11 protein-coding genes are annotated in these 14,292 nt (G+C 75.2%); 3 read left to right on the top strand and 8 right to left on the bottom strand.

The window, feature by feature from the left end; genetic code table 11:
• Positions 1-7: 7 nt before the first annotated feature.
• Positions 8-1,924 (bottom strand): diacylglycerol kinase family protein, encoded by a 1,917-nt coding sequence (locus tag ACFWUQ_RS02465; protein WP_384531749.1) that lies wholly within the window; start codon positions 1,922-1,924, stop codon positions 8-10.
• Positions 1,925-2,180: 256 nt separating this feature from the next.
• On the opposite strand from ACFWUQ_RS02465, the gene ACFWUQ_RS02460 reads away from it, so the two are divergent.
• Complete coding sequence (locus ACFWUQ_RS02460; RefSeq protein ID WP_384531747.1) at positions 2,181-2,945, top strand: restriction endonuclease; 765 nt, start codon at positions 2,181-2,183, stop codon at positions 2,943-2,945.
• 76 nt (positions 2,946-3,021) lie between these two features.
• Here the strand turns inward: ACFWUQ_RS02460 and ACFWUQ_RS02455 are convergent, their stop codons facing one another.
• Together ACFWUQ_RS02455 and ACFWUQ_RS02450 are read right to left on the bottom strand one after the other, a co-directional pair.
• Positions 3,022-4,983, bottom strand: a complete 1,962-nt coding sequence (locus ACFWUQ_RS02455; protein WP_384531746.1) for a protein kinase — start codon at positions 4,981-4,983, stop codon at positions 3,022-3,024.
• Between the two features lie 194 nt (positions 4,984-5,177).
• A complete protein-coding gene (locus tag ACFWUQ_RS02450; protein WP_384531744.1) occupies positions 5,178-6,356 on the bottom strand; it encodes an AI-2E family transporter in 1,179 nt (392 codons plus the stop codon).
• A gap of 210 nt (positions 6,357-6,566) precedes the next feature.
• Between ACFWUQ_RS02450 and ACFWUQ_RS02445 the strand changes: the two genes are divergently transcribed.
• The gene (locus ACFWUQ_RS02445) at positions 6,567-7,886 is read left to right on the top strand and encodes an MFS transporter (protein WP_384531742.1); all 1,320 of its coding nucleotides are present in this window, start codon (positions 6,567-6,569) and stop codon (positions 7,884-7,886) included.
• A gap of 42 nt (positions 7,887-7,928) precedes the next feature.
• Here ACFWUQ_RS02445 and ACFWUQ_RS02440 read toward each other — a convergent pair whose 3' ends face one another.
• Positions 7,929-8,588, bottom strand: a complete 660-nt coding sequence (locus tag ACFWUQ_RS02440) for a DUF2278 family protein (protein WP_384531740.1) — start codon at positions 8,586-8,588, stop codon at positions 7,929-7,931.
• 186 nt (positions 8,589-8,774) lie between these two features.
• Between ACFWUQ_RS02440 and ACFWUQ_RS02435 the strand changes: the two genes are divergently transcribed.
• Positions 8,775-10,310: an MFS transporter gene (locus ACFWUQ_RS02435; protein ID WP_384531739.1), complete on the top strand. Its 1,536-nt coding sequence runs from the start codon at positions 8,775-8,777 to the stop codon at positions 10,308-10,310.
• 19 nt (positions 10,311-10,329) lie between these two features.
• Here the strand turns inward: ACFWUQ_RS02435 and ACFWUQ_RS02430 are convergent, their stop codons facing one another.
• The 4 genes from ACFWUQ_RS02430 to ACFWUQ_RS02415 form a co-directional block, all read right to left on the bottom strand.
• Positions 10,330-11,142, bottom strand: a complete 813-nt coding sequence (locus ACFWUQ_RS02430; protein WP_384531738.1) for an MBL fold metallo-hydrolase — start codon at positions 11,140-11,142, stop codon at positions 10,330-10,332.
• A 155-nt stretch (positions 11,143-11,297) separates the two neighbouring features.
• A complete protein-coding gene (locus tag ACFWUQ_RS02425; protein WP_384531737.1) occupies positions 11,298-12,260 on the bottom strand; it encodes an aldo/keto reductase family oxidoreductase in 963 nt (320 codons plus the stop codon).
• A gap of 190 nt (positions 12,261-12,450) precedes the next feature.
• Positions 12,451-13,212, bottom strand: coding sequence for a carbonic anhydrase (locus ACFWUQ_RS02420; RefSeq protein ID WP_384531735.1), 762 nt, complete (start codon positions 13,210-13,212; stop codon positions 12,451-12,453).
• A 206-nt stretch (positions 13,213-13,418) separates the two neighbouring features.
• Positions 13,419-14,255: a class I SAM-dependent methyltransferase gene (locus tag ACFWUQ_RS02415; protein WP_384531734.1), complete on the bottom strand. Its 837-nt coding sequence runs from the start codon at positions 14,253-14,255 to the stop codon at positions 13,419-13,421.
• Between the last annotated feature and the right edge of the window lie 37 nt (positions 14,256-14,292).

Genomic DNA, 14,292 nt, shown 5'->3' with positions numbered 1-14,292 from the left:
CGTTGTCTCACTCTCCTCGTTCGGATTCCGCGGTGCGCGGCGCGGCCGGTTGCGGCGGTACGTGGGGCCGGTCGGCCGGGCGTGGCGCCCGTCGCGCGTCCGTGCCGGTAGCGGCGGGAGCGCCGGGGACCCGCGGCAGGTACATGCGCAGGGCCCTGGGCTCCACCTCGGCCGTCAACCGCACGCCGTCGGCCAGGACGTCGCCGTCGACCTCGCGGGGCTGGGGGGAGGCGCAGCGGATGTCGACCCGGGTGGCGCTGAAGTACTCCAGCGCGCCGCCCGCCGCGCGCCGTCCGTCCGGCGTCCGGGACGCGGTGGCCGGTCCGGGGCGGGCGGCCGGTGCGTCCGGCGGCGGCGGGGTGGCGCCGCGCGGGATCCGGGAGATCAGGTGGCCGGCCGTCGTGAGCCAGCCGAAGGGGCCGCGGGGGTCGAACAGCACTACTTCCAGGCGGCCGCTGTCCGGCCGGGCCCGCGGCAGGAGGGGCAGGCCGCCCTGGAGGGCGCCGACATTGCCGATGACGACCATGCGTGCGCGGCGCCGGTACCGGCGCCCTCCGTCGACCCGGATGGACAGCCGCATGCCCGGGTCGTTGAGGTGCCGGAGGGCCGACAGGACGTACGCGGGCCAGCCGAGGCGGGACTTGAGCCGGGGTGAGGCATCCCGGACCATCGCGGCGTCGAATCCGATGCCCGCCATGACGGTGAACCGCGTGGGCGTGATGCCGTCGCCCGCCACCCGGCCCGTGTCGAGCGCGAAGCAGTCCCCCGCCAGCGCCGCGGCCAGCGCGTCGGCCGGATCGAGCGGGAGGCCCAGGTTGCGTGCGAGAAGGTTGCCGGTGCCGCACGGTGCGACCGCCACGGGGATACCGGTACCGGCGAGGACGTCCGCCACGGCCCGCAGGGTGCCGTCGCCTCCGCAGACCACCACGAGGGCCGGGCGGCGTGCCTCGATCTCCTCGGCCAGCGGGCCGCAGGGCTGCTCGGCCGTGGTGAGCAGCCACCGCTGGTCCGCGTCTGCGTGCCCGTGGGCCGCCAGTACGGCGCGGATCCGGTCGGCGAGTCCATCGGGGCAGGCGAGCGGGTGGCGGACCACGGCGACCGTCCGGCCGAGTCCGTCGGCGGTCGCGGGCGCGAGGGGGTACGGGGAGGTGGTCGGGTCGGGGTGCGGGGAGGTTTTCGCAACGGGGTGCGGGGAGGTGGGCGCGGGGGCGGCCCCTTCGCGCGGGGCCCGCCCGGTCCCGGCCTCGCGGGCAGGGTGGGCCTCCCGCCCGGACAGCACGACGAAGCCCATGATCAGCAGGGTGGCGGCGCCGTTGAGCAGGCCGCCCGCCACGTCGGTGGGGTGGTGCATGCCGCGGTACATCCGCGACATGCCCACGGCCAGCGGGACGAGCAGGGGCACCGCCGCCAGGGCGTACCGCCATGGTCCCCGCCCGCGTGTCCTCAGCAGCACGATGACGGCCAGGCCGCCGTACAGCGCGACGGACGCTCCGACGTGCCCGGAGGGGAAACTGGACGTCGGCGGCGCGCCGTCCAGGCGCGGTACGTCGGGGCGGGGCCGCTGCACGAGCACCGTCACCAGCAGGAACACGGCCGACTGAGCGGCCACCGAGGCGCTCAGGAAGAGCGCTTCGGCCCGCCCGGCTACCCGCGGCGCCACGAGCAGCGCGACGACGCAGAGCAGGGTCACGCTGATGATCCCCTCCGTGCTGGCCAGCACGGAGAACCATTCCGTCACGGTCGTGAGGGGGGCGACGCGCTCCTGCGCGAGGTGCTGGTTGGCCCGGTCCTCCTCCGTCAACGGCCAGTGGCCGGCGGCCGGTCCGGTGATGAGCAGCCCCAGGCCCGCCACGAGGGCCACTTGGACCGGCAGGAGCAGCAGGGGCCGGGTCCTGCGCGCGGCCGGACCGCTTCTTCGCTTCATTGCGGTCTTGTTGCCCGGGCGGGCCGGATGATGCGCCGCCCGCCACCGCGGCCGCTGACCTGGGCAGTTGGGCGGCCGGTTGCGGCGGTCTTCCGTTTGGATCCGGGATTTGCGACCAGACGAGGAGAGGACCGGGTCCGTCCCTCCAGTGGGTGATGGACCCCGTCGGGTGAGGGGAAGGGGCGGCTCAGCGCCGGCCCTTCCCCGGCCGCGGCCGGGGCCGCGGCCCGTGGACGAGTGAGGGGAGGGGTCCCGTATGGCGACACCGGGTGGGCGCCGGATGGGTGCGGGCGACGGCGCGGCGTCCGTGGGGCGCGACGTCGTACTCGCGGTCGGACTTGTGGGGATATGCGTGGGCGGTCTGGCCGTCTTCGTCCGAACGGCCGCGGGGGCGCAGGGCGGTGTTCCGGTGGCACCGATCGTCACGCTGGTCGTCCTGGTGGCCGGGGTGCTGCTGGCCCGGTGGAGTGTGGCGCCCCGCCGGCGCCACTCCCCCGCGTACGCGCCGGGCCCCGTGCCGGGTCCCGCGCCGCACCTCCCGCCCGCCGTTGCGCCGGACCCCGCAGACCTGCCCGATGTGGGGCCCCAGGCCCTGGACCACGCGGCGGTGGACGCCGACGGCTTCGAGCACGCGGTCGCCGCGCTGTGCGCCCGGGACGGCTGCCCCCAGGTGGAAGTCGTGGGCGGGGCCGGGGATCTGGGGGCCGACGTGATCGCCACGACCGCCGACGGTCTGCGGGTCGTCGTCCAGTGCAAGCACTACGGCGAGGGCAACCGGGTGGGCTCGCAGGACCTGCAGCGCTTCGGCGGCACCTGTTTCGCCGTCCACGACGCCGACGTCGCGGTCGTGGTGACCACCAGCTCCTTCACCGCCCCGGCCGAGGAGTACGCGGCCGCCTGCGGCATCGTCTGCGTCGACGGGGAAGCCCTGGCCGCCTGGACCGAGTCGAGGACGCCGCCGCCCTGGGAGAGTGCCGCCGTACGGGCGCGGGCGCAGGTGCCGGCGGAGGCCGAGGTATAGGCCGTCCCCCTTCGGCTCGTGCCGGGCCCTCGGCTTCCGCCACCGGGCCCGGCCGCGCCGTCCGCCCGCGGACGGTTCAGGACTGGCGCGTCCAGCGCTGCGACGCGTCCCCCGAGCAGGTGCTGGTCACCAGGCCGCTGGCCATGCCCAGGTCGAGGCAGCCGCCGCCCAGGTCGGCACGCAGGGTGCCGCCGGAGCCGGTACGCCACAGCCGGCCGATGTCCTGGGCGCAGTCGCCCACGAAGACGGCCTGGTTGAGGCCGTTGGAGTACAGGCATCCGCCGGACTGCTCGTTGACGAGCCGGAAGCCGCCGTTCGACGCGCTCCGGACGGTCCACCGCGCGGAGGCGTCCGAACAGCTGCCGAAGTCCGAGGACCCGTAGACCTGGGTGACGCACTTGCTGTTGTTGCCGTTGCGGTAGCGGTACGTGCCGGACGCCGGGGGCGCGGGCGCCGAGGGTGCTGTGGACGTCCCTGTGCCGGGCGGGCGGGTGGTGCCGGTACCGCCGGCGTTCCCCGCGCCGCCGGGGCTGCCGGAGCCCCCCGGGTTGGTCTGCGTGCCCCCGACGGGATTCGGGGCGGGCCCGGGGCCTGCTCCGGTTCCGGTGCCTCCGGCGGCGGGGTTCTGGGTCCCGCCCGCGGCGGCCTGTCCGGCGTCCTGGGCGCCGGCCGCGTCGCCCGGGCTCGGAGAGGCTCCCGGTGACGGCGTACCGGAGGGACTGCCGCCCGTTGTCGGGGCGGACGGGTCGGCCGGCGCCGAGGCCGAGGCGCGGGGGGTGGCGCCGGACCCGGCTTCCAGTGCGGTGGTGTGCGGCAGGTACTGCAGGGCGAGCGTCGTACCCCCGGCGACCACGACGACGGGGACGACCGCGAAGAACACGCGGGTACGGCGGCGGCGTTCGGGCCGCTCGGGCCGGGCCGGCGGCAGGGCGGTGGCGCCGGACCCGGGCTCCGGGCCGGTGTCCGGGCCCGGGTCCGCCCCGCGGTCCGCCCCCGGTCCGGGCTCCGGCTCGGCCCCCGGCCCGGGCTCCGTCTGCGACGCCGGCTTCGGTGCGGGGTCCGACCCGGTCACCGGGTCCGGCCGCGCTCCGGCGAGCGGGAGCGTCGGTATGTCGACCTGCCGCACGTCCGCGGCGAACGCGGCCCGTTCCGCCAGGCGCGCGGCGACGGCCTCCGGCCACGCGGAGGCGGTGGCCGGGGCGTGCTCGGCGGCGCGTTCGAGCAGTTCGGCGGCGGTGGGGCGGCCCTCGGGATCCTTGTCGAGACAGGCCGCCACGACCTCCGCGAGGTCCGGGGCCAGGGCACGCAACGGCTCCAGGTCGGGCTCTTCGTGGACGATGCGGTACAGCACCCCGTGCCCCGACTCGTCACCGAAGGGCGGCCGGCCGGACGCCGCGTACGCCAGGACGGAGCCGAGCGCGAACACGTCGGTCGCCCCGCTCAACGCCCGGGTCCCCGAAGCCTGTTCGGGCGCCATGTACGCGGGAGTGCCGACGACCATGCCGGTCCGCGTCAGTTGGCTCTGCTCGGCGGCCCTCGCCACGCCGAAGTCGATGAGGGTGAGCCCGCCGAGGGTGAGCATGACGTTGGACGGCTTGAGGTCCCGGTGCACCATCCCCAGCGCGTGGACCGGTGCCAGGCCGGCCGCCGCCTCCCTCAGCAGCAGCCACAGGGCGTCGGCGGGCAGCGGACTGCCGTTCAGATCCACGGCCTCCCGCAGGGTGAGGCCGGGAATGTACGCGGTGGCGAACCACGGCGGTCTGGCCGTGCGGTCGCTGGCCAGAAGGGGCGCCGTGGCCGTCTCGGGCAGGCGGGCGAGGTTGTCCAGCTCGTGCCCGAAGCGGCGTACGAAGTCCTTGTCCTCACCGACGACGGAGGCCAGCAGCTGCTTCACGGCGACGTACCGGCCCTCGTAAACCCCGAGGTACACCCGCCCCATGCCGCCTGCCCCCAGCCGGCCGGCCAGCGGTATGTCCCCGATCCGCCGCGGGTCCTCCGCCTCCAGCGGCTCGGCCCCGCTCCCCCTGAGCTCTAACACGTCAGCCTCGTCCGATCGGAATCAGTTCGTGGAAATCTACCGGATGGACCGGCACCATCAACGTGCCGGGGAGCAGGCCGACTTCACCCCTCGATCCCCCAAGCACCCCCCGTGCCGCACCGCGTGGAACCCCCGCCCGGCGCAGCCCGCGCCCACCCTACGGTCGGGGCCCGGCGACGGCGGCGCGAGGGTCGTCACACCGGGGGTCGGCCCCGCGTACCGGAGGATCCCGCGCCGCCGTCCCCGCCCTCCCGCGGTCCGAAAGCCCTCGCGCCGTCCGCGCCCTTCGAGCCGTCCGCGCCGTCCGCGCCGTCCGGGCCGTCCCGCGGCCCGGCGCCGGTCCGGGCGTCGCGGAGCGCCGTGTGCACGGACCAGACCACCGAGACGAGGGGGACGGCCACCACCGCGCCGACCACTCCCGCGGCGATGGCTCCCGCGACCACCGAGATCGCCACCACCAGGGGGTGCAGCCGTACCGCCCGGCTCATCACCAGCGGATGCAGCAGGTGGCCCTCGATCTGCCCGATGACCACGATCAGCCCGACCACCACAGCCGCCACGAGCGGCCCCTTCGCTGCCAGCGCGACGACCGCCGCGACCGCCAGCGCGACCGGGGATCCGACGAGGGGGACGAACGCCGCGAAGAACTCCAGCAGCGCGAGCGGCAGGGCGAGCGGGACGCCGAGGAAGTACAGCGCGAGGCCGACCAGGACCGCGTTCACCGCCGCGACCACGACGATGCCGTGGGTGTAGCCGGTGAACGTGCGCCAGGCCGCGCGGCCGGCGACGGCCACCCGGTCGCGCCGCGCGTCGGGCAGCTGCGCGCAGAACCAGGACCACTGCCGGCCGCCCCCGTGCAGGAACAGCACGGAGGAGAACACCGCCAGGGCGAGCACGGTGAGCACCTGCACCACATGACCGGCTCCGCTGAGCGCCTCGCTGAGCACGGTGGACCGGTGGCTCGACAGGAAGGCGCCGATCCGGGACTGGACGTCGGTGAGGGCGTGCGGGTTCAGCCGCAGGGGCGGGCCCTCCAGCCAGGTCTCGATGCTGGCGAGGCCGGTGCGGAACTCCCGCACCAGGGTGGTGCTCTCCCCGGCCACCGCCGCGCCCACCAGTGTCAGCACGCCGAGCAGCAGCAGCGCGCTGCCGACGAGGGAGGCGGCGACGGCGAGGGACCGCGGCACGAAGCGGGCCAGGCGTCTGGTCGGCGGCGACAGCAGCGCCGTGACGACCAGGCCGAGGAAGAGCGCCACGGCGATCTCGTGGAACCTGCCCAGCAGGGCGAAGACGGCGTAGACGGCCGCGCCGACGACCAGCAGGCGCCAGGCGTAGGACGCGGCCGTACGCAGGAACGGCGACACCGGTGGCATGCCCCATGGATGCCACGGCCGGGCCCCGCTGCCACGCACGGCGCCCCGGATTCGGCCGTCCGGGCCCGTACGCCGCCGTGCGGTGCCACGTCCGGCCCCGTCCCACCCCGGCCCCCACCCCCGTCCCCGTGTCCCCCTCCCCGTCCCCGTCCCCGTCCCCCGCGATATCGCGTTGCCCGCAGCGCGCGCGTTCCCGCACGATGGTCCGTTGTGAAGACGTCCCGCCGGGCCCGTGTACTGCCCGATCTCGCCCCGTTCCGCTCCAGCCGGGACTTCCGCCTGCTGTTCGTCCAGGGGACGGTCACGTTCTTCGGCTCGTTCATGGCCATGATCGCGCTGCCGCTCCAGATCAAGCACCTCACGGATTCCCCGTTGGCGGTCGGCGCGATGGGCGCGGTCGAGTTGGTCCCGCTGGTGGTCTGCGGCCTGTACGGGGGCGCCCTCGCCGATGCCGTCGACCGGCGGCGGCTGATCCTGCTGACGGAGGCAGGGCTCGGGGTGCTCGCCCTGGTGCTGCTGGTGAACGCGCTGCTGCCCGAGCCGCTGCTGTGGCCGCTGTACGTGGTGGCGGCGGGCGTCTCGGGGCTGACCGGGCTGCAGCGGCCCGCGCTCGACTCGCTGATGGCGCGGATCGTGCCGCACGAGCAGCTCACGGCCGCCGCCGCACTCAACGGTCTGCGCTACCAGATCGGCGCGATCGGCGGTCCGGCCCTGGCCGGCCTGGTCGTCGCGTACGCGGGTCACGCCCCCGCGTACGGGATCACCGTGGCGGGCTTCCTGCTGTCCGTGCTGCTGTGTACGCGCCTCGCCCCGGCTCCGGCCGTACGGGGTGCCGAACGGCCGTCGCTGCGCGGGATAGCGGAAGGCGCCCGGTACGCGTGGAGCCGGCCGGTGCTGATGGGAACGTACGCCGTCGACATGGCGGCCATGTTCTTCGCGTTCCCCAACGCGATCTTCCCGTTTCTCGCGGACGAGCTCGACGCGGTGTGGGCGCTCGGCCTGATGTACGCGGCGGGCTCGGTGGGCTCGCTGGTGCTGGGGATGACCAGCGGCTGGGTCTCCCGGGTCCGCAGGCACGGGCTGCTGGTGGTGGCCGGGGCCGCGGTGTGGGGCCTGGCCATCGCGGCGGCGGGCTGGTCCGGCAGCCTCTGGCTGGTCCTGGTGTGCCTCGCGGTGGCCGGCGCCGCCGACATGCTCAGCGGCTTGGGCCGGGCCACGATCTGGAACCAGACCATCCCCGAGGGGCTGCGCGGACGGCTCGCGGGCATCGAGGTGCTCTCGTACAGCGTCGGCCCGCAGCTCGGGCAGGTCAGGGCGGGCACGATGGCCGGCTGGACCGGCACCCGGGCCGCGTTCTGGAGCGGCGGCCTGGCCTGTGTGGCCTCGGTGGCGATCCTGGCGGCCGTGCTGCCGAAGCTGATCTCCTACGACGCGACCACCGACGAGGACGCGCTGCGCCGCAAGGCCGAGCAGGAGGAGTCCCGTCGCGACGCCGGGCGGGAGTCGGGCGCCGCCGCCGAGGCACTCTGAGGGCTCCCGATCGCGAGGCTCCCGGTCAGGCGGGGCTCCCCGTCACGCGGGGTGGCCGGCGTCGTCCGTCCGGTCGGCCTGACTGGAGAACTTGGCCAGGAAGACGTCGTACCAGCCGTCGGGGCGCCGGGTGAGGGTGGCGCCGTCCTGCCAGGTCCCGTTCTCGTCCCACCAGCGGCTGCCGTACGGGTCGCCCTGGTTCTGGTGGACGTTGTGCATGCCGAGTCCCCGGTCGAACGGCTCGCCGAAGATCAGGACGGGCCGCCCCGGGACCAGGACGGCTTCCAGGGCCCGCGCCGCGTCGAGGTGGGATCCCGCGACCCAGGGCCGGGGCGGGCGCAGCCGGTCCCGCAGGGCCCGCATCCAGGCGGGAGGCCGGCGGACGAAGAGGCAGCCCGGCCGGTCCGCGAGCGCCGGGTGCCGCAGGTAGTCGATGGCGCCGGAGCCCGCGGCCATGGACAGGTCGTGGTAGCCGGGGCCCAGGGCGGGCACCGGTTCCAGCACCGAGGGGGCCAGGGTGAACACCTTCCACTGGACCCCGGTGGCGGACTGCTTGCTGTCCACGTCGACGGCGCACCGGTAGCGCCCGGCGGGCGCGTCGACTTCGAGGTTCACGTGGAACCACTGGCCCTGGTCGTCGGGCTGGTCGCGGAAGTGGCGGTGCAGGGTTCCGGAGAGCACCCCGTAGGCATCGAGCGGCATGACCCTCAGTCAACCACCCCCGCCGGCCCCGCGGGCAACGCCGCCCGCGCATCGGATCCCCGCGTGCCGCCGTTCGGCTTGCGCGCCGCCCCGCCGACTCCTATACCTGGACAAACTCGCACCAAGTCGGCGTGCGTCTACCTCGCGGCCCCCTTCTCGGGCCCCACCGAAGGGTTGGGACATCCCGTGGCCCGAGCCGTGAACCCCGCCGGCCCCGCCGCGGAACGCCGCCCGCCGTCGGGATCCGGACGGTGGGCGATGCTCGCCGTGCTGTGCGCCAGCCTCCTCGTGGTGGCCATGGACGCCACCATCCTGAACGTGGCCCTGCCGTCCCTCATCGACGACATGCGCCCCACCGCCCTGCAGCAGCTGTGGATCATCGACATCTACGGCCTGGTCCTCGGCGGTCTGCTCGTCACGACGGGCGCGATCGGCGACCGGTACGGGCGCAAGCGCCTCTTCCTGGCCGGCTTCGTGCTGTTCGGTGCGGCCTCCGTGGTCGCGGCGACCGCCACGGGCCCCGCCACGCTCATCGCCGGCCGGGTCCTGCTCGGCGTCGGAGGCGCCATGGTCATGCCGTCGACGCTCTCGCTGATCCGCAACATCTTCACCGACCCGCGGGAGCGGACCCGCGCCATCGGCATCTGGGCCGCCGTGGCGGGCGCCGGCGCCGCGATCGGCCCGCTCGTGGGCGGACTGCTCGTCGAGCAGTACGGCTGGTCGGCGGCCTTCTGGGTCAACGTCCCCGTCGTCGTCGTGACCGTGGTCGCGGGCCTGCGGCTCCTGCCCGAGTACAAGGCGGCGGGCGCCCATGCCCTGGACTGGCCCAGTGCCGCCCTGTCCGTCGTCGGCGTCGTCGCCCTCGCCTGGGGCGTCAAGCACGTCGCCAGGGGCGCTCCGGCACTCTCCGACCTGGCCGTCCTGGCCTTCGGGCTGCTGGCACTGGTCACGTTCACGCTCCGCCAGCTGAGGCTGCCGGACCCGCTGCTCGACGTACGGCTCTTCCGCAGCCGGCCCTTCACCGCTGCGGCCCTGGTCACCCTCATGGCGATGCTCGCGGCGGGCGCGGCCCTCTTCCTGGTCTCCCTGTGGTTCCAGTACGTGCACGGCTACTCCCCCTTCGAGGCGGGGCTGCGCACGCTTCCGGTGGCGGCGGCCATGCTGGTCGGCTCCCTGCTCGCCCCGCGCCTGCTGCACGGCCTCGGGGTACGCGCGGTGATGGGAATCGGCCTGGCCGGACTGCTGGCGGGCTTCCTCCTGCTGGCACTGGCGCCGGAACCGACCTCGTACGGCTACGTGGCCGCCTTCCTGGCCGCCCTCGGCCTGGGGGACGGGCTGGCCGTCACCTCCGCCGCCGCCGTGCTGGTGTCCGCGGTCCCGGCGGCGCGGGCCGGGCAGGCCGGGGCCGTCTCGGAGACCTCGTACGAACTGGGCGTGGGTCTCGGGGTCGCGCTGCTGGGCTCGATCCACGGCGCCCTCTACGCCGCCGCGATGCCGCGTACGGCGCCGGCGTTGGCCCACGAGTCGATCGGCGGCGCGAAGGAGGTGGCCGAGGCACTGCCCGGTCCCGCCGGGGCACGGCTCCTCGACGCCGCCCGGCACGCCTTCGACAGCGCGCTCACTACGACCTCGTACGTGTCCGCGGGCATCGTGGCGGTCGTGACCGTGCTCGTCCTGTGGATGGTGCCGCGCGATTTCAGGGCGCCGGGCGGCGGCCACTGAGTGCCGCGGGTACGGCTCCTCAGCCGGGACCGGCGCCGGGCTCGAACCCGGCGAGCATCCGCTCCAGCGCCTGCTGGTCCGGCCCGACGAAGGGGTCGATGCCCGGGGCGCCCCCGAGGGTGTCGAGGAACCGCGCGGTCAGGCCCTGGGCCGGGGGGAGGTGGGTGGAGAGGATGGTCAGGGGATCCATGGACCGCAGCGGTTCGACGGTGGCCAGGAAGCGTTCCTTGTCGACGAGTTGCACCCAGGGACTGTCCACGCTCGCCCAGAACAGCTGGGCCGCCCGCAGGTCCTCGGCGCCCACCCCGGCCACATCGGCCCCGGTGGCGACCTCCGCGGTGGGCATGGGGCCGCCGAAGCAGTCGGAGCTGAAGCAGGTGCGGGAGCGGTCGTCGTAGAAGCCGACGGTGGCCGGGTTGTCGAACAGCGGCGGCCGGAACGCGTGCAGCGTGCGGTCGCCCGCGTCCAGGCTCTGGCCGGGGTTGAGGAGGTGCACCCGGTCCATGGGCAGGGGGCGCTCGGTGGACATGATCCCGGCACCCAGGAACGTGGTCACCAGACGGGCCCGGGGCGCGGCTTCGAGCAGCGCGAAGAGGCCTCCGGTGTGGTCCCGGTCCGGGTGCGTCAGCCAGATCCACCGGACGTCGGCGGGGTCGATGACGGAGCCGAGGGCGTTGAGGAAGTCCCGGTCCGGCAGCCCGCAGCCGGTGTCGACGACGACCGGCTGCTCCGCGTGGACGACGAAGGTGTTGATCGGGAGGAAGCCGACCCCCGGCACCTCCAGGCAATCGGCGAGGACGGTGGTGTCGGGTCCCGCCTTGTGCGTGCTCATGGCGTCCTCCACGGCGCTGCGCCGAACGCGGCCCCCTCCCTCCATCGTGACGCCGCCGGGTTGCGGGCGCGCGCGGGGCATGCGGGGGCGGCGGGGCGGCCCCGGGGCGGCTCCCGGGGCATCAGGGGCAGGGCAGCGGGGTCGGGGCAGCCGGGTCAGGGCAGCGGTACGCCCCTGGCGGTGATCCACAGCTCGTACCACTCCTCGTGCGTGAGGTCCGGCTCCCGCATGGCCGCGTCCCGGCAGGCGCGGATGCGGTCGGGGCGCGCGGTGCCGATGACCGGCGCGATGGCGGCGGGGTGCCGCATCAGCCACCACAGCAGGACCGTTTCGGGCGTCGTGCCCTTGCGGTGGGCGAGGTCGGCCAGCAGGTCGGCCGTGGCCTGCTCGGCGGGCGTCTGCTGCTGCCCGGTGAAACGCCCCTGCGCCAGCGAACCCCAGGCCTGGAGGCCGATCCCCTGGTCGCGGCAGTACTCCAGGGTGCCCAGGGGGAAGCCGTTGCGGCCGGCGTCCGCGGTGTTGACCACCACGCCGGCCTCGACCCAGTCCCGGCTGTGCAGGCTCATCTCCAGCTGGTTCGCGGCGAGCGGTACGTCGAGCACGGCCTGGAGGGAGGCCATCTGGGCGGCGCCCATGTTGGAGACGCCGAAGCTCCGTACGAGGCCCTGCCCGTGCAGCGCCGTCAGCGCCGACGCGATCTCCTCCGGGTCGGCGAGCGGGTCGGGGCGGTGCAGCAGCAGGACATCGATCACGTCGGTGCGCAGCCGGGTCAGGCTCTCCTCCACCCGCCGCGTGATGCTCGCGGCGCGCAGGTCGTACCTGCCCGGTCCGTCCTCGTCGGCGAGGCGGATGCCGCACTTGGTCTGGAGCGTGATGCGCTCCCGGAGCCCGGGGGTGCGGGCCAGTACCTCGCCGAACACCGCCTCGGCCTTGCCGTGCCGGTAGATGTCGGCGTGGTCGAAGGCGGTGATCCCGCTGTCCAGTGCCGCTTCGACCGCGCTCTCGGCGGCGTCGATGTCTCCCGGTTCGTACGTGCCGGGCTCCCAGCTGCCGCCCAGCCCCATGCAGCCGTACAGCACCCGGCTGTCCTTCGTTCCCGCATTCGCGTTCGCCGTCACGGGCTCACCCTATGCGCTGTCGCGGGCCGGGCCCCGGGGGTTGCGTCCGCCGGCGGTACGGTCGCGGGGCCGGCCGGCGGCGCGGAGGTCCGTCGGGTCGGCGTGTTGACCCGCCTGAGCGGGAACGCGTACCGGCCGCGGGCGGCAACCGCCGTAGGCCCCCCGCCGTACGCCGGCGGGCGGTATCCGCTCAGCTCCTCGCCGTGGCGGGTGGGGCGGCGGCGATCTGGTGCACGCGCTGGCTGGTCAGTTCGTACCGGGCCGCGACGACGGCCAGTTCCCGGGCCTCGATGCGGGCGGTCAGGACGGGCTCCGCGGCGAGCCGGGTCCGTACCAGGCCCACGTTCGCGGAGATCGCCGCGTCCACGCGCGCGGCGCCCGTCAGGCTGTGGTCGATCGCCGGGCGGATCTGATCGGCTAGGTACTGCATGTGGCCCGCCAGCCGGCCTCCGGTCTCGTCGGCGTGGACGGCGGCGGCCACGGCTCCGCAGGACTGGTGCCCCAGGATCACGACCAGCGGAATGCGCAACTCCTCCACCCCGTAGACGATGCTGGCGAGGACCGCCTCGTCCAGGACCTCGCCCGCCGAACGCACGGTCAGCAGATCGCCGAGGCCCTGGTCGAAGACCAGCTCCGGCGGCACGCGCGAATCGACGCAGCCCAGGATCACGGCGAAGGGGTGCTGTCCGGCCACCAGCGTCTGCCGCACCGCCCTCGTCTCGTCGGGATGCCGCTCGTGGAGGGTGCGCCAGCGCCGGTTCCCCGTGGCGAGGGCGCGCAGGGCGGACGCGGGCGTGTGCGGCCGCGGGCCGTTGAGCCCGACCGAGGCGTCGGGCGGGAGGACGGGGGTAGCGGAGACCAGCCCCGCCGTCACGGCGACCGCTCCCGTCAGCCCGGCCCGCACGAACCGGCGCCGCCCCGGATTCCCCTGGCGTTCAGCATCGACGGTCATGCCTGGAGAAGGTAGGCCCACCCCGGGCCCGAGGGGCGGTCCGGCACCCGCCCTTGATCGAGCCTTGGGCAAACCATGGGCAGACATCACACGGTCGGCCACGGGTGGTCGGGATCGGGCCGCGCCGGGGGGCGGGGCGCGCCGGGGGCAGGGCGCGGGCGCAGGCCGGGCAGGGTCCGTACGGGGTGCCTCAGCGGCGCCGGGTGTCAGGGCCGGGTGGCGGTGACGAGGTAGTAGTCCAGGATGTCCTGCTCCCAGGCCGCCAGGAAGTTGCGGGGCCAGGTGCCCGGCTCCCAGAGGCGGGCGAGCCACCGGTCCCAACCGGGCCAGACCTGCGGGCCGATGGAGCGGACCCGGACGTCGACGAGACCGGCGTCGGTCAGTGCGTCGGCGAGCCGGGAGACGGGGCGGGCGATGTCCAGGCCGCTGGCGAAGGAGTCGAGCAGCCCGGCGAGCCGGTCGGCGTGCGCGGGGGCGTCGTCCACGGTGAAGAAGCTGGCGACGGCCACCCGCCCGCCGGGCCGCAGGACGCGCGCCGCCTCCCGGGCGAAGGCGGGCAGGTCGGGGAAGTGCTGCGCCGCCTCGACGCTGTACAGGCAGTCGAACTCTGCGTCGTCGAGCGGCAGCTTCTCCGCCGCCCCCAGGGCGAAGCGCAGCCGCTGAGGCCGGGCCCGCAAAAGCGGGGCGTTGGCTTCGCGGGCCCGTCGCAGTTGGTGGGGGTGGATGTCCACGCCGGTGATCGCCGCGGGCCGGTACTCGTCGAGGGCGAGGGCGCATCCCAGGCCGAGTCCGCACCCGATTTCGACGGCGCGTGCGCCCTCGGGGGCAGCGGCGTCGAGGACGTGCCGGTAGAGGTCCTGCTCGCTGCGGACCCGGTCGCTCTCCGCGAGGGGCCGTTCCAGGTCGATGGACCGCCAGTAGCCGAAGTTGATGAACCCGCCCGCGAACACGGGAACGGCACTGAGGTCGGCCGGTCCGTACGTCTCCCACACCTCGGGCCGTACGGCCGGAGCGGGCTGCTGCCCGGGCTCGCTCGTCAACACCCCACCGCCTCCGTGGACACCGCCGCCGTCCGGCGCC

The sequence above is a fragment of the Streptomyces sp. NPDC058662 genome, from assembly GCF_042716255.1.
Classification (GTDB): Bacteria; Actinomycetota; Actinomycetes; order Streptomycetales; family Streptomycetaceae; genus Streptomyces.
This window is presented reverse-complemented; position numbering and strand designations above follow the sequence as displayed.

Bases quoted from the DNA above. Each gene is read 5' to 3' on its own strand.
- ACFWUQ_RS02465 (WP_384531749.1), bottom strand. From the start codon at position 1,924: ATGAAGCGAAGAAGCGGTCCGGCCGCGCGCAGGACCCGGCCCCTGCTG.
- ACFWUQ_RS02460 (WP_384531747.1), top strand. From the start codon at position 2,181: ATGGCGACACCGGGTGGGCGCCGGATGGGTGCGGGCGACGGCGCGGCG.
- ACFWUQ_RS02450 (WP_384531744.1), bottom strand. From the start codon at position 6,356: ATGCCACCGGTGTCGCCGTTCCTGCGTACGGCCGCGTCCTACGCCTGG.
- ACFWUQ_RS02440 (WP_384531740.1), bottom strand. From the start codon at position 8,588: ATGCCGCTCGATGCCTACGGGGTGCTCTCCGGAACCCTGCACCGCCAC.
- ACFWUQ_RS02430 (WP_384531738.1), bottom strand. From the start codon at position 11,142: ATGAGCACGCACAAGGCGGGACCCGACACCACCGTCCTCGCCGATTGC.
- ACFWUQ_RS02420 (WP_384531735.1), bottom strand. From the start codon at position 13,212: ATGACCGTCGATGCTGAACGCCAGGGGAATCCGGGGCGGCGCCGGTTC.